General features: G+C 59.2%; 23 protein-coding genes. 7 read left to right on the top strand and 16 right to left on the bottom strand.

The window, feature by feature from the left end:
- The 5 genes from KUIN1_RS23620 to KUIN1_RS23600 all read right to left on the bottom strand — a co-directional run bounded on the left by KUIN1_RS23620 (position 1) and on the right by KUIN1_RS23600 (position 5,321).
- Entirely contained in the window at positions 1-2,121 is a 2,121-nt protein-coding gene (locus KUIN1_RS23620; RefSeq protein WP_103713558.1) for a TonB-dependent receptor, read from the bottom strand.
- A gap of 113 nt (positions 2,122-2,234) precedes the next feature.
- A complete protein-coding gene (locus KUIN1_RS23615) occupies positions 2,235-2,660 on the bottom strand; it encodes an ExbD/TolR family protein (RefSeq protein WP_011269072.1) in 426 nt (141 codons plus the stop codon).
- Entirely contained in the window at positions 2,660-3,388 is a 729-nt protein-coding gene (locus KUIN1_RS23610) for a MotA/TolQ/ExbB proton channel family protein (protein ID WP_103378452.1), read from the bottom strand. Before KUIN1_RS23610 ends, KUIN1_RS23615 begins: the two co-directional genes overlap by 1 nt.
- Positions 3,389-3,471: 83 nt before the next feature.
- Positions 3,472-4,185, bottom strand: coding sequence for an energy transducer TonB (locus tag KUIN1_RS23605; RefSeq protein WP_060409165.1), 714 nt, complete (start codon positions 4,183-4,185; stop codon positions 3,472-3,474).
- 230 nt (positions 4,186-4,415) lie between these two features.
- Positions 4,416-5,321 (bottom strand): serine hydrolase domain-containing protein, encoded by a 906-nt coding sequence (locus KUIN1_RS23600; protein WP_152092324.1) that lies wholly within the window; start codon positions 5,319-5,321, stop codon positions 4,416-4,418.
- A gap of 312 nt (positions 5,322-5,633) precedes the next feature.
- Between KUIN1_RS23600 and KUIN1_RS23595 the strand changes: the two genes are divergently transcribed.
- From KUIN1_RS23595 to KUIN1_RS23585, 3 genes are all read left to right on the top strand, one after another.
- Positions 5,634-6,455: a phosphate/phosphite/phosphonate ABC transporter substrate-binding protein gene (locus tag KUIN1_RS23595; RefSeq protein WP_172980075.1), complete on the top strand. Its 822-nt coding sequence runs from the start codon at positions 5,634-5,636 to the stop codon at positions 6,453-6,455.
- 31 nt (positions 6,456-6,486) lie between these two features.
- Entirely contained in the window at positions 6,487-9,405 is a 2,919-nt protein-coding gene (locus KUIN1_RS23590) for a putative bifunctional diguanylate cyclase/phosphodiesterase (RefSeq protein WP_011269067.1), read from the top strand.
- A 130-nt stretch (positions 9,406-9,535) separates the two neighbouring features.
- On the top strand, positions 9,536-9,784 hold the full coding sequence (locus KUIN1_RS23585) for a hypothetical protein (protein ID WP_011269066.1): 249 nt from the start codon (positions 9,536-9,538) through the stop codon (positions 9,782-9,784).
- A gap of 33 nt (positions 9,785-9,817) precedes the next feature.
- On the opposite strand, the gene deoC is transcribed toward KUIN1_RS23585, so the two are convergent.
- Positions 9,818-10,498: a deoxyribose-phosphate aldolase gene (gene deoC, locus KUIN1_RS23580; RefSeq protein ID WP_003436656.1), complete on the bottom strand. Its 681-nt coding sequence runs from the start codon at positions 10,496-10,498 to the stop codon at positions 9,818-9,820.
- Between the two features lie 102 nt (positions 10,499-10,600).
- Between deoC and deoR the strand changes: the two genes are divergently transcribed.
- Complete coding sequence (gene deoR, locus KUIN1_RS23575) at positions 10,601-11,371, top strand: DNA-binding transcriptional repressor DeoR (RefSeq protein WP_024650906.1); 771 nt, start codon at positions 10,601-10,603, stop codon at positions 11,369-11,371.
- 5 nt (positions 11,372-11,376) lie between these two features.
- On the opposite strand, the gene KUIN1_RS23570 is transcribed toward deoR, so the two are convergent.
- The 3 genes from KUIN1_RS23570 to rbsK are packed head-to-tail and all read right to left on the bottom strand — an operon-like array spanning position 11,377 to position 14,728.
- Positions 11,377-12,444 carry an aldose 1-epimerase family protein gene (locus tag KUIN1_RS23570; RefSeq protein WP_152092323.1) on the bottom strand — a complete coding sequence of 356 codons (1,068 nt, stop codon included), beginning with the start codon at positions 12,442-12,444 and terminating at the stop codon, positions 11,377-11,379.
- Positions 12,441-13,772 carry an L-fucose:H+ symporter permease gene (gene fucP / locus KUIN1_RS23565; RefSeq protein WP_032654158.1) on the bottom strand — a complete coding sequence of 444 codons (1,332 nt, stop codon included), beginning with the start codon at positions 13,770-13,772 and terminating at the stop codon, positions 12,441-12,443. The genes KUIN1_RS23570 and fucP overlap by 4 nt, the downstream gene beginning before the upstream one ends.
- Positions 13,773-13,801: 29 nt before the next feature.
- Positions 13,802-14,728 (bottom strand): ribokinase, encoded by a 927-nt coding sequence (gene rbsK, locus KUIN1_RS23560; RefSeq protein WP_011269062.1) that lies wholly within the window; start codon positions 14,726-14,728, stop codon positions 13,802-13,804.
- A gap of 578 nt (positions 14,729-15,306) precedes the next feature.
- Here rbsK and KUIN1_RS23555 point away from each other — a divergent pair.
- Positions 15,307-15,942, top strand: a complete 636-nt coding sequence (locus KUIN1_RS23555; protein WP_060405910.1) for a hypothetical protein — start codon at positions 15,307-15,309, stop codon at positions 15,940-15,942.
- Positions 15,943-15,984: 42 nt separating this feature from the next.
- Here KUIN1_RS23555 and KUIN1_RS23550 read toward each other — a convergent pair whose 3' ends face one another.
- From KUIN1_RS23550 to KUIN1_RS23525, 6 genes are all read right to left on the bottom strand, one after another.
- Positions 15,985-16,536: a hypothetical protein gene (locus tag KUIN1_RS23550; protein WP_011269061.1), complete on the bottom strand. Its 552-nt coding sequence runs from the start codon at positions 16,534-16,536 to the stop codon at positions 15,985-15,987.
- An 81-nt stretch (positions 16,537-16,617) separates the two neighbouring features.
- On the bottom strand, positions 16,618-16,857 hold the full coding sequence (locus KUIN1_RS23545) for a hypothetical protein (protein ID WP_003317071.1): 240 nt from the start codon (positions 16,855-16,857) through the stop codon (positions 16,618-16,620).
- Positions 16,858-17,086: 229 nt separating this feature from the next.
- The gene (locus tag KUIN1_RS23540; RefSeq protein WP_152092322.1) at positions 17,087-19,393 is read right to left on the bottom strand and encodes a TonB-dependent receptor; all 2,307 of its coding nucleotides are present in this window, start codon (positions 19,391-19,393) and stop codon (positions 17,087-17,089) included.
- A gap of 72 nt (positions 19,394-19,465) precedes the next feature.
- The gene (locus KUIN1_RS23535) at positions 19,466-19,870 is read right to left on the bottom strand and encodes an ExbD/TolR family protein (RefSeq protein WP_111522229.1); all 405 of its coding nucleotides are present in this window, start codon (positions 19,868-19,870) and stop codon (positions 19,466-19,468) included.
- A gap of 1 nt (position 19,871) precedes the next feature.
- Positions 19,872-20,564, bottom strand: a complete 693-nt coding sequence (locus tag KUIN1_RS23530; RefSeq protein WP_024642434.1) for a MotA/TolQ/ExbB proton channel family protein — start codon at positions 20,562-20,564, stop codon at positions 19,872-19,874.
- Positions 20,565-20,574: 10 nt separating this feature from the next.
- Positions 20,575-21,384, bottom strand: coding sequence for an energy transducer TonB (locus tag KUIN1_RS23525; protein WP_054091755.1), 810 nt, complete (start codon positions 21,382-21,384; stop codon positions 20,575-20,577).
- Positions 21,385-21,704: 320 nt separating this feature from the next.
- On the opposite strand from KUIN1_RS23525, the gene KUIN1_RS23520 reads away from it, so the two are divergent.
- Positions 21,705-22,553: an ureidoglycolate lyase gene (locus tag KUIN1_RS23520; RefSeq protein WP_054091754.1), complete on the top strand. Its 849-nt coding sequence runs from the start codon at positions 21,705-21,707 to the stop codon at positions 22,551-22,553.
- Positions 22,554-22,601: 48 nt separating this feature from the next.
- Here the strand turns inward: KUIN1_RS23520 and KUIN1_RS23515 are convergent, their stop codons facing one another.
- Entirely contained in the window at positions 22,602-23,420 is an 819-nt protein-coding gene (locus KUIN1_RS23515; RefSeq protein ID WP_152092321.1) for an alpha/beta fold hydrolase, read from the bottom strand.
- 292 nt (positions 23,421-23,712) lie between these two features.
- On the opposite strand from KUIN1_RS23515, the gene KUIN1_RS23510 reads away from it, so the two are divergent.
- The gene (locus KUIN1_RS23510; RefSeq protein WP_152092320.1) at positions 23,713-26,031 is read left to right on the top strand and encodes a mechanosensitive ion channel family protein; all 2,319 of its coding nucleotides are present in this window, start codon (positions 23,713-23,715) and stop codon (positions 26,029-26,031) included.
- Positions 26,032-26,125 lie beyond the last annotated feature (94 nt).

The following is a 26,125-nucleotide window of genomic DNA, read 5'->3' as shown; positions in this document are numbered from 1 at the left end:
CTAGAAGTCATAGCGGGTATTGAGGCTTAACGTACGTGGCGAACCTGGTTGCAGGTAGTTTTCCTGATAGTAGGTCCAGTACTTTTTGTTGGCCAGGTTGGTGAGGTTGGCACCCAGGGTCAGCGCATGACCATCGCCCAGACGCAGACGATAGCCGCCCCCTGCATCGAACAGGCTGTAGGCCGGGAGGGTATGCACGTTGCCCGAATCCACCGCCATTTCGCCGATACGCTGGGCGCCGGTGTGCAGGAACATCCCGGGCACCACGGGCACACGATAGGTAACCTGGGTTGCGGCCTGATAGTGCGCCGCACCGGCTGCACGGTTTCCGTCCACACCGTCTCCCGCATCGTGGTAGGCCGAGTCCAGTGACATGACGCTACCTTCCACTGTCAGGTCCGGCGTGGCATCGACGCTGGCGTTCAGCTCCAGGCCCTGATAGCGGATGGTGCCGCTTTGCACGTAGACATTGGCGTCGTTGGTGTACTCGGCGCCACGGTCGATGCGAAACGCTGCGGCGGTGGCACTCCAGTTACGCTGCTGGGCTTTCACGCCCACTTCGTATTGCTTGCTGAGCAGCGGGCTCAGGGTCTGGTCGGAGTTGACTGCGCTGCTGGGTGCGGTGCCGCCGCTTTCCAGAGATTCGACGTAACTGGCATACAGCGTCACGTCCTGGGTCGGCTTGTACATCAATGCAACGGTTGGGGTGGCCGGCCGGGCCTTGTACGGCGTCACAGCGGAGGTGGCGGAGTCGTGGGTTTGCTCACGGTAGTTTTCGTTGCGCAGGCCAGCCAGCAACGACCAGTGTTCGCCCAGGCCGATGGTGTCGCTGGCGAACACCGCGCTTTCCTTGACGTTGTCGTCACCGTAGGTACCGCCGCTGTAGTCGATGTTGTACACCGAGAAGATCGTCGGGTTGTACAGGTTGCCCTTGCCCACGGTGGTCTTTGGGGTGACCACGGATTTGTCCGAGTTCAGTTGGGAATAGCTGGCGCCCAGTACCACGTCGTGAGTGAACCATCCCGTGGTGAATTTACCTTCCAGGGTGCCCATGGTGTCGTTGTAGTCGTAGGCGTGGTACTCGGACGTCACCTTGTCGGTGTACGCGCCGGCGTCGCTGGAAATCTGGTATTGGTCCTTCACATAACGGCGTGTCGAATCGGAGTAGCGGTAGGCCAGCTTGCCGGTCCAGTCGGGAGAAAACTTGTAGGTGGCGCTCACGGTCGACAGGCTGTAGTCGACATCGGTGTAGGAGCCATTGCTGTACAGGCGCTTGCTGCCGTCAATAGGGCTGGGCACGGCGTTCTTGGTGTTGACGATGATGTCGGTGCCACCGCTGGTATTGCGTTTCTGGTACAGAGTGTCGAAGTCAACGCTCAAGTCATCACTGAGCTGCGCGTTCAAAGCCACGCCGACTGCCGTGCGGTTGACCTTGGCGTCACCCGAAGCGGCATCGCCTTCCTCGTGCACCACGTTGACCCGGTAGCCGAAACGCGGGTCATCCAGACGCCCTCCGGCATCCAGATGTTCCTTATAGACGTTGTCGGACTGGTAGCCGGCATCAACGCTGAGGGTGGTCTTGTCGGTAGGCCGCTTGGTTACGTAGTTGACGATGCCGCCCGGGCTGCCGAAGCCATACATGAAGCCCGACAGGCCTTTAAGCACATCGACCCGCTCGAACATCTCAAGAGGCATTTCCACGCCGCGGTTGATGTTGGCCATGCCGTCGACTTTGTAGCCGTTCAGGTCATCGAGGGGCAGGCCGCGCACGGCCAGTGTGGCGGGGTGGGTGCCATAGCTCGAACTGATGGAGGTGACCGAGGCATCATACTTGACAGCCTCAGACAGGATGCCCGCCTGACGGGCCTGGATTTCGTCGCTGCCTACGCTCTTGAACGAAAACGGTGTGTCGATCACCGCGTGGCTGCCCAAGGCGCCGCTGTTGGTCTGCTGGTGCAGCGCCGGCTTGCGCTTGGTGGCCTTTACCGTGACTTGAGGCAACGTGGCCAATGTACTGTCGTCGATGGCCGGTGGTACATCGGCAGCAAACGATGGCAAGGCCAGGGAGAACGCTGCGAAACCGAGACCTGCACGCACATACAACGAGGATTTGCGAAACATGACTGCACCTTCGAAAACGGCCGTTCACGGCCTGGTTGATTTCTGTCGCGCGCACTTCGCCGTGGCCGGCTTTAACAGCCGGCCAAGGGGGGGGAAGGAAGGCGGCGCGGTTGTTAAGGCGTAACGGCCTTGGTCACGAAGCCGATCTTGTCCAGGCCACCGGACTGCGCCGCGGCCATTACCTGCACCACCTTTTCATACGGGGTGTTGCGTTCGGCGCGCAGGTGCAACTCCGGTACCGGCTGACGCGCGGCGGCCTCGGCGATCAGTGCCGGCAAGTCGCTGTCGCCGATGTCGCGGTCGTCCCAATGCAGGTGGCCTTCGTTGTCCAGCGCCAGATCCACGGACGGCGGCGGTTTGTTGTCCTGCTGCGCGGCGGCCTTGGGCAGGTCAATCTTCACCGTGTGCTGGATGGCCGGCACGGTGATGATGAAGATCACCAACAGCACCAGCATCACGTCCACCAGTGGCGTGGTATTGATCTCGGGGTTGAAGCCGTCCTCTTCCAGTTCATCCTCGCCCAGCAATCCACTGGCCATCAGACGAACTCCGCCTGGGCGTTGAACGTGCTGCGTGCAGGCTGCCCGCTGCGAGGGGTCGCACGGGCGCCGATCACCAGCAGGTCGTGCAGTTCGAAGGCAAACTTGCCCAGTTCAGCGAGGGTCTGCTTGTTACTGCGCACCAGCAGGTTATAGCCCAGGGTGGCCGGAATGGCCACGGCCAGTCCCAGAGCGGTCATGATCAGCGTTTCGCCGACGGGGCCTGCGACCTTGTCGATGCTCGCGTCGCCGGTCAGGCCGATCTTCATCAAGGCGTGATAGATGCCCCACACGGTGCCAAGCAAACCGACAAAAGGGGCGCTGGAACCCACGGTGGCCAAAATCGCCATGCCGCCTTGTAGCTGCCCGCCCACGGTCAGGGTGGCTTGGCGCAAGGCGCGGGTCAGCCATTCGCTGAAGGCCGGCGGGTGCATGTCGCCATTCAGCGCATCACGGTGCTGGCGTGCGGCGCTGACGCCGGCCTGGGTCAGTTCGGCGTAGGCACTATGATGTCCCAGTTGTTGCACGCCATCCTTGAGCGTCGGTGCGTTCCAGAACGCCTCCAGCAACTTTGGTGAACGCAGGCGATGCAGTGCCAGGCGCACCAGCTTGTCGACCATCACGTACCAGGACGCAATCGACATCACCAGCAACGTCAAGGCCACGCCACGGGTGACAACGTCGGCCTGTTGCCACAAAACATTCAAACCCAGTGTTCCGGTGTCCATATGTATTTCCTTTCTTTGAGGTGAGCACTGCCCTGACCGGGAGGCCCGTCGATAAAAGATGGTGGGTTACGCCTGCGTGAGTGCTAACTGTCGAGCTGGAATCGCAACGGCACGATCACGTACACCGACACCGCATGACCCTCCTCCAAATGAGGCTTGAACAGTGCGCCGCGCACAGCCGTCCTGCCCGCCTCGTCGAGGTTGCCAAAGCCCGAGGAGCGTACGATGTCCACCGCGCCGGGCTTGCCTTGCTCGTCCACCAGCACCCGCAGGATCACGGTGCCCTCGTGGCCCTCTTCACGCGCACTGTCGGGATAGTCGGGTTGTGGTTCATGCACGTATTCGACGCCACGGGTGAGGGTCTTGGGCTGCGGCGGTGGTGCGGGAGTTTGCGCAACTACCGGTGCGGCAGCCGCAGTGCTGATGGTCGCGGGGGCAGACGTTGCGGCGGCCACAACGGGGCGTTGCATCACCTGCGGTTTGGCCGCGGGCTTGTGCCGGGCCACCGGCTGAACGGCCACAGACGCGGGTGCCGGTACGACCGGGGCAACGGGAGGCGGTGGCGTGGGCGCGGCACTTGCGGCTGGCGCCGGAGTCGGTTCATTGATGACCGAGGCGTAAATAGTACGAGTCACCTGCGGCGCAAGCGCAGGGGGCGATGACCCGGTCACCATGCTCAATGCCAAAATATGCACCGCCACCACCAGCGTTATCGCGCATCCTCGGCGCAGCATTCGCGAGGCGCTGCCGGCAGGCAATGGCTGAAGGTGCAGCAGGGGTGTCAGCGTCGCATCCACGATTGATTTCCTCCAGGCCGGTAGGCCGGGCACATCGGGCGCATTCCCTGCGAAAGTTGGGTCCGAGGCCGGTATAGGCACCTCGTAACGCGTGTCGGAGGAATATAGGAGTGACGAGTGACAGATACGTGACAGAGAAGAATTATCAAGTAAGCAGTTTGTGACGATTGCATGGTCGCCAACAGGCGTGACCGCATAAGCGGTCATCCGGCCAACCATAAGGCCTACGGCTAACGGACTTTGATGCCGTCAACCCCCTGCCGCACACGTTGCATAAGTTGCCCGACAACGATGGCTTCAATAGCACCTTCACTGGCATTCGCCTCAAAAGCAGCGCAGCAAGCCGATGCGTCGCCGTCGCAGATGCGGTAGACAGCAATGACGCTGCCTGGCCCGCAGCCTGTGTGCCCGGATAGAGAATACCCACCGTCAATCGAACCTTGCATCAAGCCCAGGCCATAGCCCGGCGTGATCCATGGGCGCCCGGGAATCGGGCCGCCCAGTGTTCGTGCTGTCTGCATTTCCTGGAGCAGGCCCGTGGAGAGGAGGTCTGCGCAGAGAAGTCGATCCAGAAAGAGCGCTGCTTGCGAAATCGGGCCGATCAACAAACCGTGGTAAACCCAGGCGGGGTCATAATTCGAGGTACTTCCCTGATGGGTCGTTTGTAAATCGGCTCGTGTTTTAGCAAAGCGCACGTTCGAGATGCCCAGAGGCGAAAGAGCACGTTGAATCACCGCATCATCAAGCGTCAGATCAGTCAGCCGTTCAATTAGCCTGCCGATGAACAAGTAGCCTAGATTCGAGTAACGCCAGCCGGTTCCGGGACTGTATCGAAGTCGAGTACCGTCAAGACGTCGCATCATTTCATCTGCCGGCCAAGCGGGGTCACCGCTGGCAACGGCGGTGTGATACTGCGCAAGTTCTCCGTAATCAGCCAGGCCTGCCTCGTGCCGCAGTAGCTGGCGCAAGGTGAAAGGCTGGTCGGGAATGGGGTCGTCCAATCCGATCAGTCCGTCACGCACCAACGATAGGGCTGTCGCAGCCAGGACCGTTTTCGTAAAACTCCACCAGGGGGCGATCAGTTCCAATCGCTCTGGCGTGTGTGGCTGACCATTTGACAAGAGTGAAATGAGCATTGGCTTCCCTGGAATGGTGAGCGGATCGACAGCCCGACAAGAGATCTCAATTATTCTTCTTCGCCGGGGTGAAGTCAGCCGTTTGTACTGTACTAAGCGACTGTTTTGGGCAGACAGCTGCCTGTGGCGGGGCCGGCAGGTGTGTGGGCTGGCCGATTAACATTTATTCATGCAATCGATACTTAAGATTCAAGCACCTCGGCCGATTATATGAGATGGCTGAGCTTAAGTTAGTGCTCATCCCCGTTGGCTAATAAGTTCTTATGTAGGTGGAGTGAACAAGTGAAGTTACGCCTAAGCTGCAAAGCTATCATGATCGCCCTGTCTGTTGCCTTGTCGAATGTGGCGACTTCTGAAGAGCTTAAAGTGTACAATTTTTCGCCTGTCAATCAATACAATCTTAATCTTTCAGCCAGTTTTTGGAATCCCATCATAAAGTACGTGTCCGAAAAAAGCGGCGTGAACCTCACGCTGAAGTTAGGGCGAACCTCCTCGGACACAACGAGTTATGTGCTCGCGCAAGAAGTTGATTTCGCGTTCACCAACCATCTGTTTAGCCCCGAACGCGACAAGATGGGCTGGACGGTGTTTGGTCGCCGTGACGCGCCTGCCCTCGAAGGACAAATCGTGGTGCCTGTCGACTCGCCAATTCATAGCCTTTCGGAGCTAGCGGGCAAAGAAGTTGTTTACCCGGGACCCGAAGCGTTTATTGCTTATAAAGTCACCAGCTCGGAATTGGTCAAGCAAGGCATCAATACATCTACGGTGTTTGCAGGAAACATGGACGGTGCGTTCAGCCAACTCCTGAGTGGTAAGGCTCAAGCGATGGGGGCCAACTCACAGCTTGTAAGCGGCTACACGGAGAGGGAAGGGAAGTCGTTCCGCGCACTGTGGAGTTCGGCCTCGTTCAATGATTTAGCCCTGATGGCATCCCCGCGGGTTTCTAAAAAAGAACGTGATGCGGTCGCCAACGCATTTCTGAATATGCAACATGACGCCGACGGTAGCAGGATTCTGCGTGAGGCAACCGAGCTCGTCCATGCACCGGCACCGATTACGTTCATTCCTGCGACGGAAGCGGATTATGCTTCCTATCGAGATTTTTATAAAAGTTTGCCGGCAAACCTTAAGTAAATAATTTCAACGTTAGCTGGAGAGGCTGTTAATGAATTTCTTTAAAAGCCTGCTGCCCAAATCACTGACGTCGCGAATACTGGCGATGTTATCCATTCTGATACTGACCTTTCTGACGACGGGTCTGGTTCTGTTTTATAAAAATCAGCTGCTTCAGCATATTGAAGAGATACAAGACACCGCCAACATGCTGATCGAGGTTGCCGCGCAAGCGGTAGAGGAAAGTGTCGTCATCGGCGATTACGACACTATCAAAAGAACCCTCGAAAAAACCCTGGCCCGCTCGCCGTTCAAATCGGCCATGTTTATTGACCTGTCGGGTGGCGTCATTCGCCTTGAGGCCGCCAGTGCGCCGCTTGGCAGAGCACCTGCGTGGATAGAGTCTGAAGTCGCTGCACGATTATTCGATGTCAATCGTCCGATCACTATTGGCGGGAAAGATTACGGCGTGATGCGTCTGTCTTTCAACGCCGAGAGAATTGCTGCCGAACTCTACAGTCTGGTGATCCAGGCGACACTCTTTGCGGGATTTTTCTTGCTGATCAGCTTGATGTTAATGGGGTTCATGATCAAGCGTTCGCTTGCCCACCTGGGCAAGCTTCATTCTTATGAGGCAGAAATCGCTTCAGGCGCAGTGGCAGCAGAAGCGATGTTGGTCGCTGATGCTCCCATGGAAATACAGGAGGCTATAAAAGCCGTAAACCGTACTGCTGCGAGTATGCGCAATCACTTTGGCCTGCGTATCGAATCGTTGATGAATACCTTGGTGCAGCATAAAAATGCGCTGGATGAGGTGTCCATCGTTTGCGAAGTGTCGGCCTCCGGACGTATCACCTACGTTAACGAGCGATTCGTCACCAGCTCACAGCATTCGCGAGCCGAGCTTTTAGAGTTGACGATCGATGAAGTCTGGACCGGCATGTCTTCAGCCAACGAACCGTGGCTATGGGCACCTGAAAACAAGGTGTGGAACGGTGAGGTGAGGCTTTCTGGTCGTACCGGTAAGGAGGCTTGGCATCAACGCACTGTCATACCTATTCTCGATGACTTGGGCGGCGTTGAAAAATACATCTGCATCGATATCGATATTACAGATCGAAAAGAATTTGAAGTGGCGATTCTGGATAACTCCAGAAGGCAAAACCTTATCGCCTTGTTTGGCCAGCAGGCATTGACAGAAGAAAACGTCAGTGTGCTAGGTGAACGGGCAGCACTGACTGCGGCGCAAGGACTGAAATTGAGCAAGGCCGCTTTATTGGTCGTTGATCGAGTGAGCCATGGGACCATCCTCCACGCGGGGGTTGGCTTGACCCGATTTGAAATCCGCAGCGGTCATCATGATGATTTTCTGAACGGTACTGCTCCTTCTGCGGGGTTTGTGATTAATTCTGATGCGCCTGATAATCGCTACACGCTGCTTCCTGCTGAAACAGTGGACGCTTACACGATTAGAAGTAGCCTGGAGGTTGATATATCCTGCACGGAGGTTTTCAAGGGCGTGCTTGGGGTGTATGCCAGCACGGACCACCCCTTTACACGTGAAGATGTCAGCTACCTTCAAACACTTGCCAACCTCTTGGCCGCCGCGCTTGAACGGTATGACGCAAAGAAAAAACTCACCTATCTGGCCGAAAATGATTCGCTCACCCATCTGCCTAATCGCTGGTTCCTCAGCAATTATCTGCGCGAGATAATCAGTCGGAAAACGTCAGCGCCAGATGCAGTAAGCGTCATATTCATAGATTTGGACAGATTCAAGGCCGTGAATGACACCATGGGGCATTCAGTGGGCGATCAATTGCTTATTCAGGCGGGTCGACGCTTGAAAGACTGCATAGGTGAGAACAGTGTGGTTGCGCGGCTGGGAGGCGATGAATTTTCGATCGTCGTCACACACTCTGTTTATTCCGAGAGCCTCATCAAATCGCTTGCGACCCATGTTGTTGAGGCGTTGGGGAAACCGTTCAACCTTGGCGGCCAGGATATATTCGTTTCGGCGAGTGTCGGCATCGCTAATTATCCGTTTGACGGGCGTGACACTGGTGTGATCTTGAAGAATGCGGATACCGCCATGTACCAGGCGAAGAAAAGTGGCCGTAATAATTTCAAGTTTTACAACGCCAGGATGAACGAAAGTTTAACCAGGCGCTTGCAAACTGAAACGCTGTTGCGCGGCGCGCTCGAGCGCGATGAGTTTATTCTGCACTTTCAGCCCAAGGTCAGCCTTACCGATGGCAGGATAAGTGGTCTGGAGGCTTTATTGCGCTGGAATCACCCTGAGCAAGGCATGGTTTCTCCGGCTGATTTCATCCCTATTCTTGAGGACACGGGCCTGATCATTCCTGTCGGCGTGTGGGTCATCCGGAAAGTCTGCGAAACCCTGAAGCGCTGGGAAGAGAATCATATCAGGCTGGTGCCGATCGCCATCAATCTGTCCGTCAGGCAGCTTCAGGTAAAAGGCCTGGCTGAGACCGTCAAGCATATCGTTGAAGCGTACGGTATCAACCCCGCTCTTTTAGAGTTCGAACTGACCGAGTCGATGCTGATGATCGATCCCGAGTCGGCGGTTGAAATACTTCGAGATATAAAGTCGTATGGCATCAGCCTTTCGGTCGATGATTTCGGCACGGGCTATTCCAGTCTGGCCTACTTGAAGCGATTTCCTCTTGATGCCCTCAAAATCGACAGGGCGTTCATCAAGGATATAACCAGCAATCATGAGGACGCCGCGATCACCAGGGCGGTCATCGTATTGGCGCACGAATTGGGTCTTAACGTCATTGCAGAAGGCGTCGAAACAGTCGACCAGTTGGAACTGCTCGTGACGTATGGCTGCGATCAAATGCAGGGTTATCTTTTTAGTAAGCCTGTCATCAGTGATGAGTGTGCTGCCATGATTAAATCGTCACGTAGTCTGGAGATAGGCTTTTCTGAAAGCGGTGTTGCGTGAAGCAGTAGTGATAGCGTCTGCGAGAGCCGTCATGCAGTTGTGACCGGCCATTCGCAGCCCGCTCGAACGCGACTGAACTATGGAGCCCTCGCGGGGACTGAACTTAACCCCCCTTGAAGGAGCCAGCCCCATGAACAGCGATCAACTCAATCAATGCGACGCCGAGCGCCTCCACCAGCGAGTAGCGGCCGAACTGGGCATTACTGCCGAAGAGCTGACCACCTGGATGATCAACGATATCGAACGCGTGACCGAGGGCGGCAAGGACGTCGGGCACATGGTGGTCTTCCGCGAGTCGACCCCTGCGCAGATTCTCGACAAGGTCCAGCACAAGCAAAGCCATTTCACGGCCATGACCGGTGTGATCGACCTGAGCTAAGTGCAGCGGGCTTTGATGTCAAAGCCCGCAGACTCAATAACCCGCCCCCGTACCTGCGCCGGTCACGATCGCAATCCCGGAACTGGTGCCCAGGCGCGTTGCGCCAGCTTCGATCATCGCTCTGGCCGTGGCCACGTCACGCACCCCGCCAGACGCCTTGACGCCGATGTCAGGGCCTACCACACGGCGCATCAGCGCCACATCCTCGAGCGTCGCGCCGCTGCGGCTGAAGCCAGTGGAGGTCTTGACGAATGCCACGCCCAGCTCGCGGCAGATCTCGCAGGCGCGCACCTTCTGCGCCTCATCGAGCAGGCAGGTTTCCAGGATCACCTTGAGCGGCACCTTGCCACAGGCTTGCAGCACCGCGGCGATATCGTCGCGGACCTCATCGAACAGACCGTCCTTGAGCCAGCCGATGTTCAGCACCATGTCGATTTCCTGAGCCCCGGCGGCGATCGTCAGGGCTGCTTCCGACGCCTTGCTGGCACTCAGCCCGGCGCCCAGCGGAAAGCCCACCACCGCACAGACCTTCACGGCAGACCCGGCCAGTTGTCGGGCGGCAAAAGGCACCTGGCTGGAGTTCACGCACACCGAGTAGAAGCCGTGTTCCCGGGCTTCTGCGCAAAGCGTGGCAATCTGCTCTCGGCTGGCATCCGCCGCCAACAAGGTGTGATCGATGGCCTGGGCCAGTGCAGCGGGTTCGAGCGAATTCATCAAGGGATTCCTGTTATCGGTAAAAATACTTGGGTGGATACCCGTAAGTTATAAAATTAACACTTGGTGTTACTCTAGTGACCCCACCAACGGATTGCCGGGATGCCCGTGGACGTCAAGAAAACCGACCGCATCAAACAGATTCAACAGGCCCTGCAAGATCAGAAAGCGATCCATCTGCGGGAGATGGCGGCGCTGCTCGATGTGTCCGAAATGACCTTGCGCCGCGACCTCAGCCGGCACCCCGAGCGGTTACGACTGCTGGGCGGCTACATCACCCGTGCCCACGATGATCCTGAACCGGGGGATTACCGGGTCAGCGAGCAGGGCACCCGCCATGTCGAGGAGAAGCGCCGCATCGGCAAGCTGGCCGCCACCTTCATCCAGCCCGGCGATACGGTATTTTTCGACTGTGGCACGACGATCCCCTTCGTGGTCGACTTCATCCCCGATGAGCTGGAGTTCACCGCGGTGTGCAACTCGCTCAACGTGCTGCTCAAGCTGCAGCAGAAACCCAACTGCAGCATCGTCCTGTGCGGCGGCATGTTCCACCGCAAGAATCAGGTGTTCGAGAGCCATGCCGAAACCAGCATCCTCGATGGCGTGCGCCTGACCTGGGCCTTTGTCTCGGCGGCCGGGGTCAGCCTGGACTGCGGTGTCACCTGCTTCAATCTCCACGAGGTTGAGGTCAAGCAGAAGGTCATGCGCCAGGCCCGGCAAAGCCTGCTGCTGGCCGATCACTCCAAATTCGACGCCGTACGCACTGCGCACTTCGGTGCCTTGAGCGATTTCCATTGCGTGGTCAGCGACAAGAAAATCCCGCGCAGCTACCGCGAGGCCATCGAGGCCGGCGGCGCGCAGCTTGTGCTCTAGATGCATCACGGTTGCAGCGCCCGGCGTTCGGGTGCGTTGAGGTAACCGGTGGTCACGCTGAACTCGGCGCGGGCACCGGGCGCCAGGCTGCGCACGTTGCCTTTGGCGAGTTCGGCGCGGTAGCCCTCCGGTTCGCAGGTGGCCGGCAAGACGAAGGCCGCCACCTGCTGATCGGTGTTATGCAGGATCCAGCGCGCGGCATGTTCAAATTGCCGGGGGCTGTAGCGGGTGTAGAACGCCGCGCCGTCTGGGTGATCAAGAAAGAAGTGCGCCTGTCCCTGAGCGTCGCTGCGCACGTCATCGAAGAAGCAGACGATCTCCGGGTCATACAGCGCGGGCGAGTCGAGCACCTTGAGGTGGGCCGGGTCCTGGCTCAGTTCTGCTATATAGGCGCTCCAGGTCGGCGTCGGCCGCACATGGGCCGGCACGCTGGCGCGCACCCGTGTGCGCTCGCAGCCCAGGGGCTGGGTGAGGCGGGCGCCGTCGACGTAGGCGTAGTTCATGTGCGCCATGTACATCAGGTCCATGGCCTTGCCGGCCAGATTGACCACCTGCATGCCGATCTCGAACAGCCCGCTGGCCGGGCGCAGGGTCACGCTCGGGCTGGCCCGGTAATGGTCGCCGAAGCCCTGCACGTATTCGTAGGTACCGCCGAGGCGCAGATAAGCGCCGTGCTCATCTTCACCTGCCTGCAGCCAGGCATCGTCCATCGGCGCGCAGGGCATTTCGCCGTGCAGCGCATGATCATCCTCCGGCCCGGGGCAACCGTTGCGCAGCAGGCCGCTGTGAAACATGAAACAGCCGTAGGTGCCGATCACGCTGGCACTGGGCCGCGGCTGGGTGAACATATTGAGCATGGTCAAATCAACGCCGTCGAATTCGGCCGACCAGATCATCTGCCCCTGCCAGGGCAGGATCACCAGTTTGCCGCGGCTGTTTTCCAGTGATAGCGCCTTGACCCCGCTGGGGTAGGTCCAGGCACGCACGCTGAAATTGGCTGATTCGAGCAGCAGCCGGCTGGCCTGGTCCCAGAGCTGTGGGTAGAGCGGCAGGCGCCACGCTTCGTTACTCATTGCGCTACCGCCGTGGCCGAACCACCCAGCACCGGTTGCGGCTGACGCATGCAGTACACTGCGTACATCACGATGGCCACGAAGCACAGCAGCGGCACGCTATAGGCAATCTGCATGTTGCCGCCATTGGCGTCGCTGAGCAGGCCCTGGAAGATCGGCATCACGCCACCGCCAACGATGCTCATCACCAGCAACGAGCCGCCGACACCGGTGTCCTCGCCGAGCCCATCAATGGTCAGACCATAGATGGTCGGCCAGCAAGGCCCGAGAAACACACTGACCCCTACGGCGGCATACACCGCGCTGATGTTCGGCACCAGGATAGTGTAGGCCAGCAGCACGATGCACAGCACGCCATACACCGCGAGGACTTTGGCCGGGTGCATTTTGCGCATCAGCAGATTGGCGATCATCTTGCCGATAAAATAGGCGGCAAAGGTGGTCAGCAGAAACCACGAGGCACTGCGCTCGTTCATGCCGCCCATTTGCATGGCCAGGCGAATAGTGAAACTCCATACCCCGACCTGCGCGCCGACGTAGAGGAACTGCGCCAGCACACCGAAGCAAAAGCGCGGATTGCGCCGCAGGCGGCCGAGGCTCTGGCCGATGCTCGCCCGCGGTTCGCTGACGGTGCCGTTGCCCTTGCATGCGGGGAAGCGCGTGATGGCGATCAGAATGAACATCAATATGAGTACCGCGATCATCCATTTGTACGGCAGCAGGGTCGACTGGATCATTTGCAATTGCTGCGCTGCTGCCTCGCTGGCGCTCATCTGGGTCAACTGTTCGCGCGTGGCGTCGGTGTCCTTGAACATCACGAAGCTGCCGACGTATACCCCGGTCATGGCGCCGAATGGGTGGAAGGTCTGCGAGATGTTCAGGCGCCGCGTGCCGGTTTCCCGCGGCCCCATCAGTGTCGAGTAGGTGTTGCACGCGGTCTCGAGAAACGACAGGCCGGCGGCGATGACGAACAGCGCCATCAGGAACATGCCGTACTTGGCAGTCGACGCCGCCGGAAAGAACAGGGCGCAGCCGAACAGGTACAGCATCAGGCCGATGAGGATAGTGGTCTTGTAGCTGAAGCGGCGCACCACCAATGCCGCCGGAATGGCGACGAAGAAGTAACCCAGGTAAAACGCCGACTGCACGAAAGCGGTCTGGAAGTCACTGAGCAGGAAGGCCTTCTTGAAGTGCGCGATCAGCACGTCGTTCATGCTCGCGGCCGCCGCCCACAGGGCAAATATGCTGCAGAGCAGGAGAAAGGCGAACCACGGCGTGCGGTTCAGGTAGAACCCGTCCGGAGTTTGTTGCAGCGCAGGCTTATTCATTATTGTTCTCCGCGAGATGCTGGTGAGTGTCAGTTGGCCGATGCATCGAGGAATCGTGCAAACGTGGACGCATCGGGGTAAGAAGATTGCGTGCCGAGGCCGGTGACCGAGCAGGCGGAGTAGGCCACCGCCTGGTGCATGGCTTGGCGAATATTTCCGTCCTGGCTCCAGTGCCGGGCGAAGCAGCCAATGAAGGCGTCACCGGCACCGGTGGTGTCACGCGCCTGAACCTTGACCCCTGGCACCTGCCACTCGCCTTCGGCGCCGACGTACAGCGCCCCTTGTTCGCCGAGGGTGACGATGACGTGGCGTACGCCCAGCGCGACCAATTGGCGTGCAGCCTGAGCCGCTTCCTCGGCGCACGTCACCGGCTGGCCGCTGATCAGGGCCAGCTCGCTCTCGTTGGGGATCAGGAAGTCCAGCTGCGCGAGGTGCTCGCGGCTCAGGCCGGCCAAGGCCGGTGCCGGATTGAGCAGCACCGGGATGGCATGCCGGTGAGCGAAGGCGATGGCGTGGTAGACGGTCGCCAGCTCGACTTCCAGTTGTAGCACAATCAAAGCGCAATCGCGCAGTTGCGCCTCGGCGCGGTCGATATCGGCCGGGCTCAGGTGGGCATTGGCGCCTTTGACGATGAGGATGCTGTTGTGGGAGTTCTCCTGGACGAAGATCGGCGCCACGCCGCTCGACACGCCCGGCACCCGTTCGACGAAGCGTGTATCAATGCCCAGTCGTTGAAAATTGGCCAGGGTCGTATCGGCGAACGCATCGTCGCCGACCTTGCTGAGCATCAGCACGTCGGCGCCCAGCAGCGCCGCGGCGGCGGCCTGATTGGCGCCCTTGCCGCCGCACCCCATGGCAAAACGCGGTGCCTCGAGCGTTTCGCCCTGGGCGGGCATGCGTTCGATGTAAGTGATCAGGTCGACCATGTTGCTGCCGATGACTGCAATCTTGCTCATTGTTATGTTGACCTCACCAGCGCCGACGGAAGCCTCGACGGCTTTTATTTGTGTTATTTAAATAACATTTTTTGTGAGGATTCAATCTTTATTTTTTGCTGTGAGCGTGCGCTGTCAGTCACCGTGATCCTGATGCTGCTGGTCGCGATTGCGGTCATTGCCTGGCCGTTGACGGTATTCGCGCATGTGCAGGGCCCGCTCAGGCAGGGTGGCGCCTGCGTTGTGCCTGGTGGGGCCGTTTGGCTTCAAAGGTAGCGTCAACAGCCATCCCAGGTGCGCAGGTAGTTAGTTCAAGAACTACTGGGCCTCTGTTGCATCGCTTATTAGGAGCAGCGCGAAAATAAGCCGTGGGGTATGAAATAGCGCGAGACGATCCAGCGCATGAAATTCTTTGCGGCTGTGGCCAATTATTTCCCGGATCATTCGCCTGGAGGCCTGCGCCAGTTTAAAGATTATTGACGAAGCTTTAGTTGGTGGCACAATAGTGGCCTCTATCGCTGCCGTATGAGGTAGCGGTAAGGCCGCAATTCTTGAATGGATTCGGACAGACGTTCTGTTATTGACTAAGGAAATCGTAAATGAAACGCTTGAAGACGCTGGGTCTTGCGGCAATGCTGGTATTGAGCGGTTGCGCCAGCTTTACCAAGGATGAAGTAGCGCCAGTCACCATGCCCTCCATGGCCAGCTACACGAACAAACCCAACGTGTTTGTTGCCTTCGATTTCTACCAGGGCACACCCGGTACCGCCGGCGCAGTAGAAGTACCGCAAGCTCGGGATGCACTCAAGCCTCAACTGCAAAAAGTGCTGACTGACTCAGGGCTGTTTGGCCGAGTGACCCTTGATGAGTTCAAGAAACAGCCAGGCGACTACAGCCTGCACCTCAAGGTGTATAACCATCCGCCGAGCGGTGGCCAAATGGTAATGGCGTTTGTCAGTGGCCTGACCCTGACTATTATTCCTTCGATGGCCACCGATCAGTACAGCATGAGCCTGGACGCGCAGGATTCTCAGGGTAAGGTGCTGAGAACAGTCGGTAACCATGATGCAATCAATACCTGGATAGGTATCTGGTTTGTGCCGATGATGGCCAATACCCCGCAGAAGGCTGTTACCGATACATTTACGCGCCAGGTCAATTCACTGCTCAAGCAGTTGGTGGATAGCCAGAGTCTGAAGTATTCAATGCTGAATGTTAGTGTTCCGCAGGCGTAATGAACTGACCGCCCAAAAAAAGAGCCCATGTGGGCTCTTTTTTTATTTGTGGTTCAGCGCCTGGGTAAACAACGGGTCGCTGTATAAAGCCTTGAGCAAATCACGCACCAGCGGGTTGTAAGCGTTTGCCGCATTGGGGATAGCGACCGCACCCAGAAAGCTGCTGTTCCATTGACTGCTGACCTGCTTGGTGGCGTCATATTCAACTTTCTCGCCGTCAAGCAGGGTGAAGCGCGCGGCGATTGTGCCGGTGCCGGTACCCATTCCAGCGGTCAGTTCATTATGGGTAACCAGCACATTCAGCTGGCGCGGCGATTGTGGGTCGATGAGACCTGCGCGGTCCAGTTCACCCGTCAGGGCATCCTGAATATGTTGCGTGATGCTGCCGCTAGGGGATGTGACAGGATTACCCCGCACCTGCAATGAATCCTGACCTGCCGCGGCGCTGACCTGGGCCTGACGGATCGGTAGAAGGGGAGGCGTCTGCTTGAGCTTCTGGACGTTATCGAAGCTGGGCTCGTAACGCGTCATGGTCACGCCACAGCCTTGCATCAACAGTGCAAGCACCGCAACCAACAGTAGATTTCCTTTCACTGCATTTCCTTGCCTGAGTTATTTGGGGGCGTGATTATCAGGAACCTCAGATTCAAGGGCAATGCTTGATAGCCTGCGGGCCTACATCCTCAGGGCTATAGCCTCTGCCACAAGGCACTCCAGCGCAAACTGCTCGGTATAGGTCATCTGAATCGGCGTGGTCTCGCCCTTGACGGTCCGCTCGCCATCGAGGATGTAGCGAATGCGTTTGTCGGTCACACCGATGCGCTTGGCGATCCACGAAGGGGTTTGGCCAATGCGCGAGATCAGTTTGTCGGCATATTCGGTGGAGGGGTTATAGAGTTCTGCGTTGGGTGTCATGGGGTGTCCACATGGAGGTCAGGCGCTAGAGAGGGGGGAAGTATGCAGCACAGTGCGCTGTTCGTCGCCGTGGGGCTGGCAACCGACACGTATTATGCAGCGACTGGCGGATTGCCTTCGCGAGCAAGCTCGCTCCCACAGGAGCCTGTCTCTAGGGGCAGACCGCGTAGCGTCATTCAATGCAGGTGGCGGGTGGGGCGATCCTTCGCCCGTCTTCAGTCAGCAACGATCAGAGTTTCACGCCCAGTGTTACGAATGCGCTGCGCGGTGTGCCCACTTGAAGAATCTGCAAGTTGCCCGCCGGGTCGGTGGCTGCGCTGGCGTCGGTGTTGAGCGTGGAGATGTAGCGTTTGTCGAACAGGTTGACCATGTTCAGCGACAGCGTGGTGTCCTTGAGGGCGCCGAGTTTGCCGAAGTCATAGCCGAGGTTGGCGTTCGCCAGCCAGTAGCCGCTGACACTGGAGTCATTGGTGTAGGTGTAATAGCGCTTGCTGATGTAGCTGCCTTGCAAGCCGGCGTTCCAGTGTTCCCAATTCCAGTCCAGGTTGCTTGAATACATCAGTTTCGGTGTATCGACGACGGTCTTGCCTTTTACATGAACGGTGTTGCCGCCGCTGGTGTAGTCATCGTCGTAAGTGCTGTGGTTATAGGACATGGAGTTGGACCAGCGCCAGTTCTCATTGGGCGTCAGGCCGAACGACAGTTCCAGGCCTCGACTGGTGACCGAACCGACGTTGGCGACGCCGTTCTGGCAGATGACGATGCCCGTGCAATTGGTGATGGCGACCAGGCGGTTATCGAATTTGGTGTTGTAGATCGCTGCCGAGGCCGAATACAGCCTGGTGCTGCGGCGCACGCCCAATTCGACGGTTTTCGAGGTTTCCGGCTTCAGGTCCTTGAAGCCGTTCTGCGCATCGACGGCGCTCTGCGTCGTGAAGAACGGGCTATAACCGCCACTCGGGAATGCGGCCATGTTTTCCGAGTAAGAGGTGAAGACTTCGTCGTCCTCGTCGAGTTTGTAGGTCGCACCTGCTTGCGGCAGAAACCTGTCCCGCGCTTGCAGCGAACCACTGGCATAACCGCCACCTTTGCCCTCGGCTGTCGAGGTGGTCACGGTATTTTTCGCGCCGAACTCAAGTTTGAGGCGGTCATCGAGCAATGTGTAGGTGTCGCGCAGGTAGAACTGCCGGGTCAGGTCGTTGTAACTCTGGTCCAGAACGGTGGCCGCCAAGGGCAGGCCATCGGTTTTGACGATGTGGTTCTGCGGCGTCGCATTGGTGGTATCGAACAGGTAGCGCGAGATGTCGTTCTTGTTGGACTGAATCCAGAACCCGCCCTGAATTTCATGCTGGCCGAGGTAGTAGGTCAGCGAGCTCTGGAAGCCGGTTCGATCAATGCCGTATTTTGTGCTGCGAATCGAATTGCTCGGCACCGTCGTCGAGCCGCTGGTGTAGACGAACGGGTAATACGAGTTGCCCCGGCCCGAGTCATGGTGGTGATAGACGGTGGCGTCCAGGACCAGATCATCGGTCAGCGAGAAGTTGCCGTTGAGGATGTCCAGTTCGTCGTCGCGCAGGCTGCTGGCGTTGTAGGTCGCATCGTTTGCGCTGGTTACCCCGCCGCTATAAATGCCGTTGGCCGCATTGACCGCGCGGGTCCAGTCCGGCGTGTAGTAGCTCCAGTTGTAGCCCAGACGCTGGATGATGCTCTTCGACATGTTCGGCAGGTTGGCTTCGTCATGGGACGAGGTGCTGTGGAAGAAACTCACCCGGTTGTCGCCGAAGTTGTAGTTGACCTTGGCGTTCACCGCGTCGGACTTTTGCGGGTTGTTGTGGCCTTTCCAGGCGTCGGCGTCGTACTTTTCGCCCGACACGTACGCTGAAAGTCCGTTGTATTCGCCGGTGTCGACCCGCATGAAAGTGCGTGACGTGTCGTAGCTGCCCAGGGTTTGCGACAGACGCGCGCCGAACTCTTTATCAGGGTTGGAACTGGTGAACTGGATCGTGCCGCCCAGATCACTGTTCGATGCCGTGCCCAGTGATCCGATGCCGGGTGCCACTTCGCTGGAGGCGATGTTTTCCGCGATGATCGCGCGGGTGATGCTCAGACCGTTGAAGTTGCCGAAGCTCATGTTGCCAAGGGTGACGCCGTCCAGCGTGTAACCCAGGTGGTGCATATCGAAGCCGCGCAGGCTGATGCGCTGGCTGCCTTCTTCACGGCCCAGCGGGTCACCGGACTGAAAGTTGACCCCCGGCAGGCGTTGCAGAACCTTCATCGGGCTGGTGCCTGCCGAGTAAGCCTTCACATCCTTTTGCGTCACGCGCTGCACCTGGCGGGTCTCGCCCTGACCAATCACTGACACCGTGCCCAGCGTCATGGCGGCGCTGTCGTCGCTGGCGGGCGCTGTTACCGAGGTGGGCACGTCGTCATCGGCCTGAATGAACGGGCTGATCAGGCACAGTGAGTTCAATGAAACCAGTAGCGCAAGGCGCGTTACCGGGAATCGAGGTGCACGCGGTATCGATCGATTGTTCATGGAAAGATTTTCCTGGAGGCGTCAGGGCGCCGCGCTTGCGGCGGGTCATGTGGTGAACGACAGGTCTTTGTTTCAGGGGCTTTCGGTAATCACCGACAGGCGACTGATGCCGGCTTTCTGCACATCGGCCAGCACCTGGGCCACGCGGCCGTAACCCGTCGCCTGATCGGCGCGCAGGCTGACGGCGACGTCCGGGTCTTTGCTGTGCAGGGTTTGCAGCGCCTCCGGAAGTTGCTCCAGCGCTACAGCTTCGCTGTCGATGAACACGCCGCCGCTGGCATCGACACTCACCACCACCGGGTCGGCCTGATCCAGTGAGGTGGTGGCGACGGTCTGCGGCAGGTCCAGCGGTATGGCGTTATTGAGCAGTGGTGCGGTGACGATGAAGGTCACCAGCAGTACCAGCATCACATCCACCAACGGCGTGATGTTGATGTCGCTGATTGCATCGTCATCATTGGACGTGGAGAAGGACATGTCAGCTCACTCCTTTCAGGCTCGGGGCCGTCTTGTCGCGGTGGTCGGGTTGCAGCCGGAAGGCGTTGCGTTGCGAGAGGTTGAGGAAGTCCACGGCGAACTCCTCAAGGTCCGCGATCACCAGCTTCAGACGCCGCCCGAAAAAGTTGTAGGCCAGCACCGCAGGCACCGCGACGGCAATGCCGACGCCGGTCGCTACCAGCGCTTCGCCAATCGGCCCGGCGACCACCGCAATGCTCGCCGACTTGGCCTGGCTGATCGCGCTGAGTGCATGAATGATCCCGAACACCGTACCGAACAGGCCGATGAAGGGCGCGGTGCTGCCGATCGATGCCAGCAGGATCATGCCGCTCTCCAGGCGACGACGTTCCTTGTGGATCTGTTGACGCAGGCTGCGCTCGAGCAAGTCCTGGCGGTTCCAGCTGTGGCCCAGGTCCGGCGAGTCGTGGGGCGCGGCGAGGGCCTGCGCGCCGGCATCGGTCAGGCGTGCCAGGCTGCCTTCACTGTTGGGCAGGTGCAGCGCATTTTTCAGGTCGCCGGCGGCCCAGAACTGCGTGGCGTAGCGTCGGTTCTGCCGGGTCAGTCGCCAGTGCTGGAAGGTCTTGCCGAGCAGCAACGCCCAGGTCACCAGCGAGAAAATCACCAGCAGGGCCATTGAGGATTGGGTAATGAGTACGGAGTAAGCGGTGTTCATGACGTGAGCCTCAGGGTGCGAGTTTGAAGGCCATGGGGACGTTGACCCAGCCTTCTACCGGGGTGTCGCCGCGTTTGGCGGGAATAAAGGTCCATTGCCGGACGGCGGCCTGCGCGGCTTCATCCAGCGCCGGGACGCCGCTGCTTTGCAGCACTTGCACCTGGTCGGTACGTCCGTTGGGCAGCACATGCACACGCAGCATCGTCGTGCCTTCCTGATGGCGGCGCGCGGCGGCGGGTGGGTAGACCGGCGGCGGATTGTTCAGGTAACCGGCCCGGCCTATGGGCGCGGTGGTGGTCTGTGGCGCCGCTGGCGCAGGTCTTGGCGCTGGCGCTGCAGCAGGCGCCGGTGTGGGCGCCGCGACGGAAGGCGCCGGCGCAACAGGCTTGGCGACAGGTTTGCTCGGCGCGGTTCTGGGCTGCGCCTTGGGCTTGGGTAGCTCGGCAGGTTTGGGCTCAGGCGGCGCAGGTTTGGGGGCTGGCGCAGGCGGCTCAGGTGCTGGCTGAGGCGTTGGCTCGGGCGGCGTCGGTTGTGCAACTGGCGGCGCAACGGGCGGCGGCACCCACTGCACGGTGATCGGCATCGGCGGGGTCGGCTCGGGCGCTTGCGGGTGATCGGCCATCAGCCACGCTGCCAGCGCGGCATGCAACCCGATCGCCAGTGCAATCGCCAACGCGCCGTGCGGCCATGTGCGTGGCGTGTTGTCGCTGTGCTGGACGACAAGTGACGATGGGGCAACGTTGCAGTTACCCACGGGCTGATCTGGCCAGTGGCGTAGCTGACGCGGCGGTAATCGGCGGGACAGTATCAGCGTTGACATGAGTTCAGCTCACCCGTGAAAGAATACGAGCCCGTCGTGTTGGCGAAAGGCTCGTTTCAACTGGAGCTGATATTAATACTCGTTGTGTGTATTAATTATGACCGCCGCTGTTTGATCCTGGTTTTCTGTGGTTAAACGCGAACCCGGCTTGCCGCGCAATTGTTCGTAAATTTCATTAGGCGAGGCATCGGCTGCAATGCTATGTGTCCGGACTTGTCAGGTTCGGACTTATACGAAAACGTATCGCCGCGCAGGCTGGGCAACAGGGCGTCACCCTCTTGATCCGCGGTTCACACCTTGGACAGAAACGGGAGAATTCGATGAAATTGCTACGTTACGGTGAGAAGGGTCTGGAGAAGCCAGGCGTGCTTGATGCTGCCAACCAGATCCGTGACCTGTCCGCACACGTCAAGGATATCGCTGGCGATGTGCTGAGCCCTGCAGGTCTTGCAAGCCTCGCTGCGCTGAATCCCGAGAGCCTGCCTCTGGTTCCGGGCCAGCCACGCATCGGGCCGTGTGTCGGGCAGGTCGGCAAGTTCATCTGCATAGGCTTGAACTACGCCGACCACGCAGCCGAGTCGCAGATGGAAGTGCCGAAGGAGCCGATCATCTTCAACAAGTGGACCAGCGCAATTTGCGGCCCCAATGATGATGTCCAGATCCCCCGTGGTTCGCTCAAGACTGACTGGGAGGTCGAGCTGGGCGTGATCATCGGCAAGGGCGGGCGCTACATCGACGAAGCCGATGCCATGGAGCATGTGGCCGGGTATTGCGTGATCAACGATGTGTCCGAGCGCGAATGGCAGCTCGAGCGCGGCGGGACCTGGGACAAGGGTAAAGGCTTCGATACCTTCGGCCCGCTAGGTCCGTGGCTGGTGACCCGCGATGAAGTTGCCGACCCTCACTCGCTCGACCTGTGGCTGGAAGTGGATGGCCATCGTTATCAGAATGGCAATACGCGCACGTTGATTTTCAGCGTGCCGCAACTGATCGCCTACCTGAGCCGGTGCATGAGCCTGCAACCAGGCGATGTCATCTCGACGGGGACGCCACCGGGTGTGGGGCAGGGCGTGAAGCCACAACCTGTCTTCCTGCGTGCGGGGCAACGCATACGTCTGGGGATCGCGGGGCTGGGCGAGCAGAATCAATTGACCGTACAGGCCGACTGATCCGCTCCCGACAGGGAGTCGGCAATCGGCTCCCTGTCACACAAACGATCAGCCCTGCACAAACGTCAGCAGGTCTTTGTTGAGCGTCTCTGCATGGGTCACTGCAAACCCGTGCGGTGCGCCTGGGTAGACCTTCAGTTCGGCACCCTTGATCATCGCTGCAGCACGCTTGCCCGAGGCTTCGAACGGCACCACCTGATCGTCGTCACCATGAATCACCAGGGTCGGCACATCGATTTTTGCCATGTCCGGGCGGAAGTCGGTTGCGGAGAACGCTGTTACGCAATCCAGCGTGCCCTTGAGTGAAGCGAGCAGCGCAATGTTCAGTGTCTGCGTCTGTACGCCTTCGGAGACTTTCTGGCCGTGGTTGATGCCGTAGAACGTGCTGGCAAAGTCGCTGATGAATTGAGCACGGTCCTTGAGCAGGCCTGCCGTGATGCCATCGAATACCGACTGATCGACGCCTTCCGGGTTGTCACCGGTCTTGAGGAAAAACGGCGTAACCGAGCCCAGCAACGCCAGTTTGGCCACCCGCTCGCTGCCATATTTGGCGATGTAGCGGGTGACGTCGCCGCCGCCCATGGAGAAGCCCACCAGCGTCACCTCGCGCAGATCGAGGTGTTCGATCAGTTCGGCGATGTCGTCAGCGAAGGTGTCATAGTCATAGCCGGTCCACGGCTGATCGGAACGACCGAACCCGCGGCGGTCGAAGGCGATGGTGCGATAGCCCCGGCTGCTCAGGTATTGCATCTGGTATTCCCACATGTCCGCATCCAGCGGCCAGCCGTGGCTGAACAGGACCGGTTTGCCCGTGCCCCAACCCTTGTAATAGATCTCGGTGCCATCTTTGGTGTTGAACGTGCTCATGCAGATTCCTCTCGATGTCGGGTTCTCGATGTCGGGTTTACAGGGCGAACGCCGTGGTGCGCAAACGGCTGTACACCTTCGGCAGCCCCCGATAAGTCCGGCAGTGAGCGTTTTGCATAGTTCAGTCGAGAAGACTGAGCGTACTGCCCTGGCGCGATTTTTCTGAAACATTGACTCATCGTATTTCCCTGCCGAAACCGAACTTGCCGCGCATACGGGAATCAGTTCATTGGGGTCGAGGCTTGCCTTGCCCTGTCCATGGTTTGACTTGCCCATTGAAGGAGAGAACTGCGTGGCGTCTCAGCTGAAAATCTTGATCCTTTCGGGTCTGCTGCTATTCGCAGGCAGTTTCAATCTCCAGGCGGCCGATGTACCTGCATTACCGATGGGCGCGGCGGTGCCGGCAGACGACAAGGCGGCTGAAAAGGCTGACCCCAAAGCCGACTCCAAGGCTGCTGACAAACCCGCTGCGAAGGCGGATGACAAGGCAGCGGACAAGGACCAGACCGATGCGAAACCGGCCGATGGCGCAGAGCCTGCCGCCGAGGCTCCCGAGCTGCTGGTGCAGGGCGGATTGCTCGGCGCCATCAGTACCAGCATCGATGACGTCCAGGAAAAGCTCAATCTGGACGACAACCTGTTCGACGTCTGGCAACTGCGCGCCGACCGCGCCGCCGATGAGCTCGAAAAGCTGGTCAACAAACGCACTACACGTTCTCCATGGAGTGTCGCCGGGGACTTCCTCGCCCTGTCTTTTGTATGGATCGCATCGTTTGCGGTTCTGACCACGCTGGGTCGTTTTCTGGCTGTACGCTTGTGCCGTACACCGTTCATGCGGGTGCGCGCGCGCAGTCAGGCGCTGCTCAAGTACGTGTTGCCGTTTACCCTGCCAGCCATCGTCTGCCTGCCGTTGACCCTTTACGTCAGCCACTTCATGCCGTCTTCGGTAGGCCGTGCGCTGGCGCTGTGTTTCGCGTATGCAACCAGCAGCGGCATCGTTTCGACTTCGGTGCTGCTCTGCGTGATCGTGATGTTCAACTTCGGGCACAAGCGTGCCGCCGTGCACATGATTCGCCGCTACGCGCCAAGGCCACTGTTCGTGGTCGGCTTTCTGGCGGCGCTGAGCGATGCGTTGACCAGTCCGCAGATCGCCCGTCAGCTCGGCAGTAACGTCACCACCAGTGTTGCGGTGTTTACCGGGCTGTTCGCCTCGGTAGTGTTTTGCATGCTGATCATCAAGGTGCGTCGCCCGGTGGCCCACCTGATCCGTAACCGCTCATTGAGCAGTCGCCTGCAACGGCCCGCGCTGCAACAGTCGTTGAAGATATTCTCCAAGCTGTGGCACCTGCCGATCCTGCTGATGATTCTGGTCTCGGCGATCAACCTCATCGGCGCCGGTGAGGACAGTCAGGAAGCGCTGCGTTGCGCGTTGTTCACCACTATTCTGCTGATTGCCACGGTGTTCCTCAGCACCGTGTTCCAGCACCTGTTCAAACCGACGGAAACCCTCGGGCGCGGCGGGCACGTGTATAAGGCGCGCCTGCTGAGCCTGGTGTACGCGGTGTTGCGTATCGCACTGGCCATCGGCTTCATCGAGATACTCGGCCGCATCTGGGGCTTCTCGATGTTCGAGTTTGCCCAGCGCAACACCCTTGGCCGGGTGATCAGTGATTCGTTGAGCAGTATCGGTCTGATCTTCGTCGTCACCTGGCTGTTGTGGGTGGTACTCGACACCGCCATTCAGGAAGCCCTCAAACCGCCGGTCAATCATCGCAGCGGTCGTCAGCCGAGCACTCGGATCAAAACCATTCTGCCGCTGTTGCGCAATGCGGTGAAAATCATTCTGGTGGTGATCTGTGCGATCACCACCATGGCCAACCTGGGCATCAACGTGGCACCACTGCTGGCGGGTGCCGGGGTGGTCGGTCTGGCCATCGGTTTCGGTTCGCAGCAACTGGTGCAGGACGTGATCACCGGCCTGTTCATCATCATCGAGGACACCTTTTCAGTGGGCGACTGGGTGGTGCTCAGCACGGGCCATTCCGGTACGGTTGAAAGCCTGACCATCCGTACCGTGCGCCTGCGCGACGGCAAGGGCTTCGTCCATTCGGTGCCGTTCGGCCAGATCAAGGCGGTCACCAACCAGTCACGGCAATTCGCTTACGCGTTCTTCTCGGTGCGCTTCACCTACGACTCCGACATTGATGATGCGCTGGCGCTGATTCGCGAAACCGGCCAGTCGATCAGCGAAGACATTCTGCTCAAGCACAACCTTCAGGGGCCGCTGGAAGTGTTCGGCGTCGATAGCATGGACCTCAACGGCATGGTGCTGACCGCGCAGTTTCGTACCTCTTCGGGCGGGCAGTACGCGGTAGGGCGCGCTTTCAACGAGCGTCTCAAGCGGCTTGTGGATAAAAATCCGAATGTGCGTTTCGCGCAGACTTATCCACAGATGGTCATGGGGCCGGGCTTCAACAATCCGCAGGCTGGCGTCGAAGCCGAAGGCCCACCCGCGCCTTCGGATCCTGCTGCGGCGACACCTTCTGCACCTGTACCTGCGCCGCCCGGTCTATCCAAGGGCAACAGCACGCCGGGTCCGGCAGCTCAGTAACTCAACCGGCACGCCAGGACGCTGCAACGCTTTGTCGCGGCGTCATCAACCCGCCAGGCTGCGCAACTGTTGGGGGTTGGCAGGCAACGTGTTA

Origin of the sequence: Pseudomonas sp. KUIN-1 (assembly GCF_009176725.1) — a bacterium.
Lineage (GTDB): Bacteria > Pseudomonadota > Gammaproteobacteria > Pseudomonadales > Pseudomonadaceae > Aquipseudomonas > Aquipseudomonas fragariae.
Note: the sequence above shows the minus strand (reverse complement) of the source record. Positions and strands in the feature narration are given on the sequence as shown.

Excerpts from the sequence above, each read along its gene's own strand:
- KUIN1_RS23620 (WP_103713558.1), bottom strand. The coding sequence starts at position 2,121 with ATGTTTCGCAAATCCTCGTTGTATGTGCGTGCAGGTCTCGGTTTCGCA.
- KUIN1_RS23615 (WP_011269072.1), bottom strand. The coding sequence starts at position 2,660 with ATGGCCAGTGGATTGCTGGGCGAGGATGAACTGGAAGAGGACGGCTTC.
- KUIN1_RS23610 (WP_103378452.1), bottom strand. The coding sequence starts at position 3,388 with ATGGACACCGGAACACTGGGTTTGAATGTTTTGTGGCAACAGGCCGAC.
- KUIN1_RS23600 (WP_152092324.1), bottom strand. The coding sequence starts at position 5,321 with ATGCTCATTTCACTCTTGTCAAATGGTCAGCCACACACGCCAGAGCGA.
- KUIN1_RS23595 (WP_172980075.1), top strand. The coding sequence starts at position 5,634 with ATGATCGCCCTGTCTGTTGCCTTGTCGAATGTGGCGACTTCTGAAGAG.
- KUIN1_RS23590 (WP_011269067.1), top strand. The coding sequence starts at position 6,487 with ATGAATTTCTTTAAAAGCCTGCTGCCCAAATCACTGACGTCGCGAATA.
- KUIN1_RS23585 (WP_011269066.1), top strand. The coding sequence starts at position 9,536 with ATGAACAGCGATCAACTCAATCAATGCGACGCCGAGCGCCTCCACCAG.
- deoC (WP_003436656.1), bottom strand. The coding sequence starts at position 10,498 with ATGAATTCGCTCGAACCCGCTGCACTGGCCCAGGCCATCGATCACACC.
- deoR (WP_024650906.1), top strand. The coding sequence starts at position 10,601 with ATGCCCGTGGACGTCAAGAAAACCGACCGCATCAAACAGATTCAACAG.
- KUIN1_RS23570 (WP_152092323.1), bottom strand. The coding sequence starts at position 12,444 with ATGAGTAACGAAGCGTGGCGCCTGCCGCTCTACCCACAGCTCTGGGAC.
- fucP (WP_032654158.1), bottom strand. The coding sequence starts at position 13,772 with ATGAATAAGCCTGCGCTGCAACAAACTCCGGACGGGTTCTACCTGAAC.
- rbsK (WP_011269062.1), bottom strand. The coding sequence starts at position 14,728 with ATGAGCAAGATTGCAGTCATCGGCAGCAACATGGTCGACCTGATCACT.
- KUIN1_RS23555 (WP_060405910.1), top strand. The coding sequence starts at position 15,307 with ATGAAACGCTTGAAGACGCTGGGTCTTGCGGCAATGCTGGTATTGAGC.
- KUIN1_RS23545 (WP_003317071.1), bottom strand. The coding sequence starts at position 16,857 with ATGACACCCAACGCAGAACTCTATAACCCCTCCACCGAATATGCCGAC.
- KUIN1_RS23540 (WP_152092322.1), bottom strand. The coding sequence starts at position 19,393 with ATGAACAATCGATCGATACCGCGTGCACCTCGATTCCCGGTAACGCGC.
- KUIN1_RS23535 (WP_111522229.1), bottom strand. The coding sequence starts at position 19,870 with ATGTCCTTCTCCACGTCCAATGATGACGATGCAATCAGCGACATCAAC.
- KUIN1_RS23530 (WP_024642434.1), bottom strand. The coding sequence starts at position 20,564 with ATGAACACCGCTTACTCCGTACTCATTACCCAATCCTCAATGGCCCTG.
- KUIN1_RS23525 (WP_054091755.1), bottom strand. The coding sequence starts at position 21,384 with ATGTCAACGCTGATACTGTCCCGCCGATTACCGCCGCGTCAGCTACGC.
- KUIN1_RS23520 (WP_054091754.1), top strand. The coding sequence starts at position 21,705 with ATGAAATTGCTACGTTACGGTGAGAAGGGTCTGGAGAAGCCAGGCGTG.
- KUIN1_RS23515 (WP_152092321.1), bottom strand. The coding sequence starts at position 23,420 with ATGAGCACGTTCAACACCAAAGATGGCACCGAGATCTATTACAAGGGT.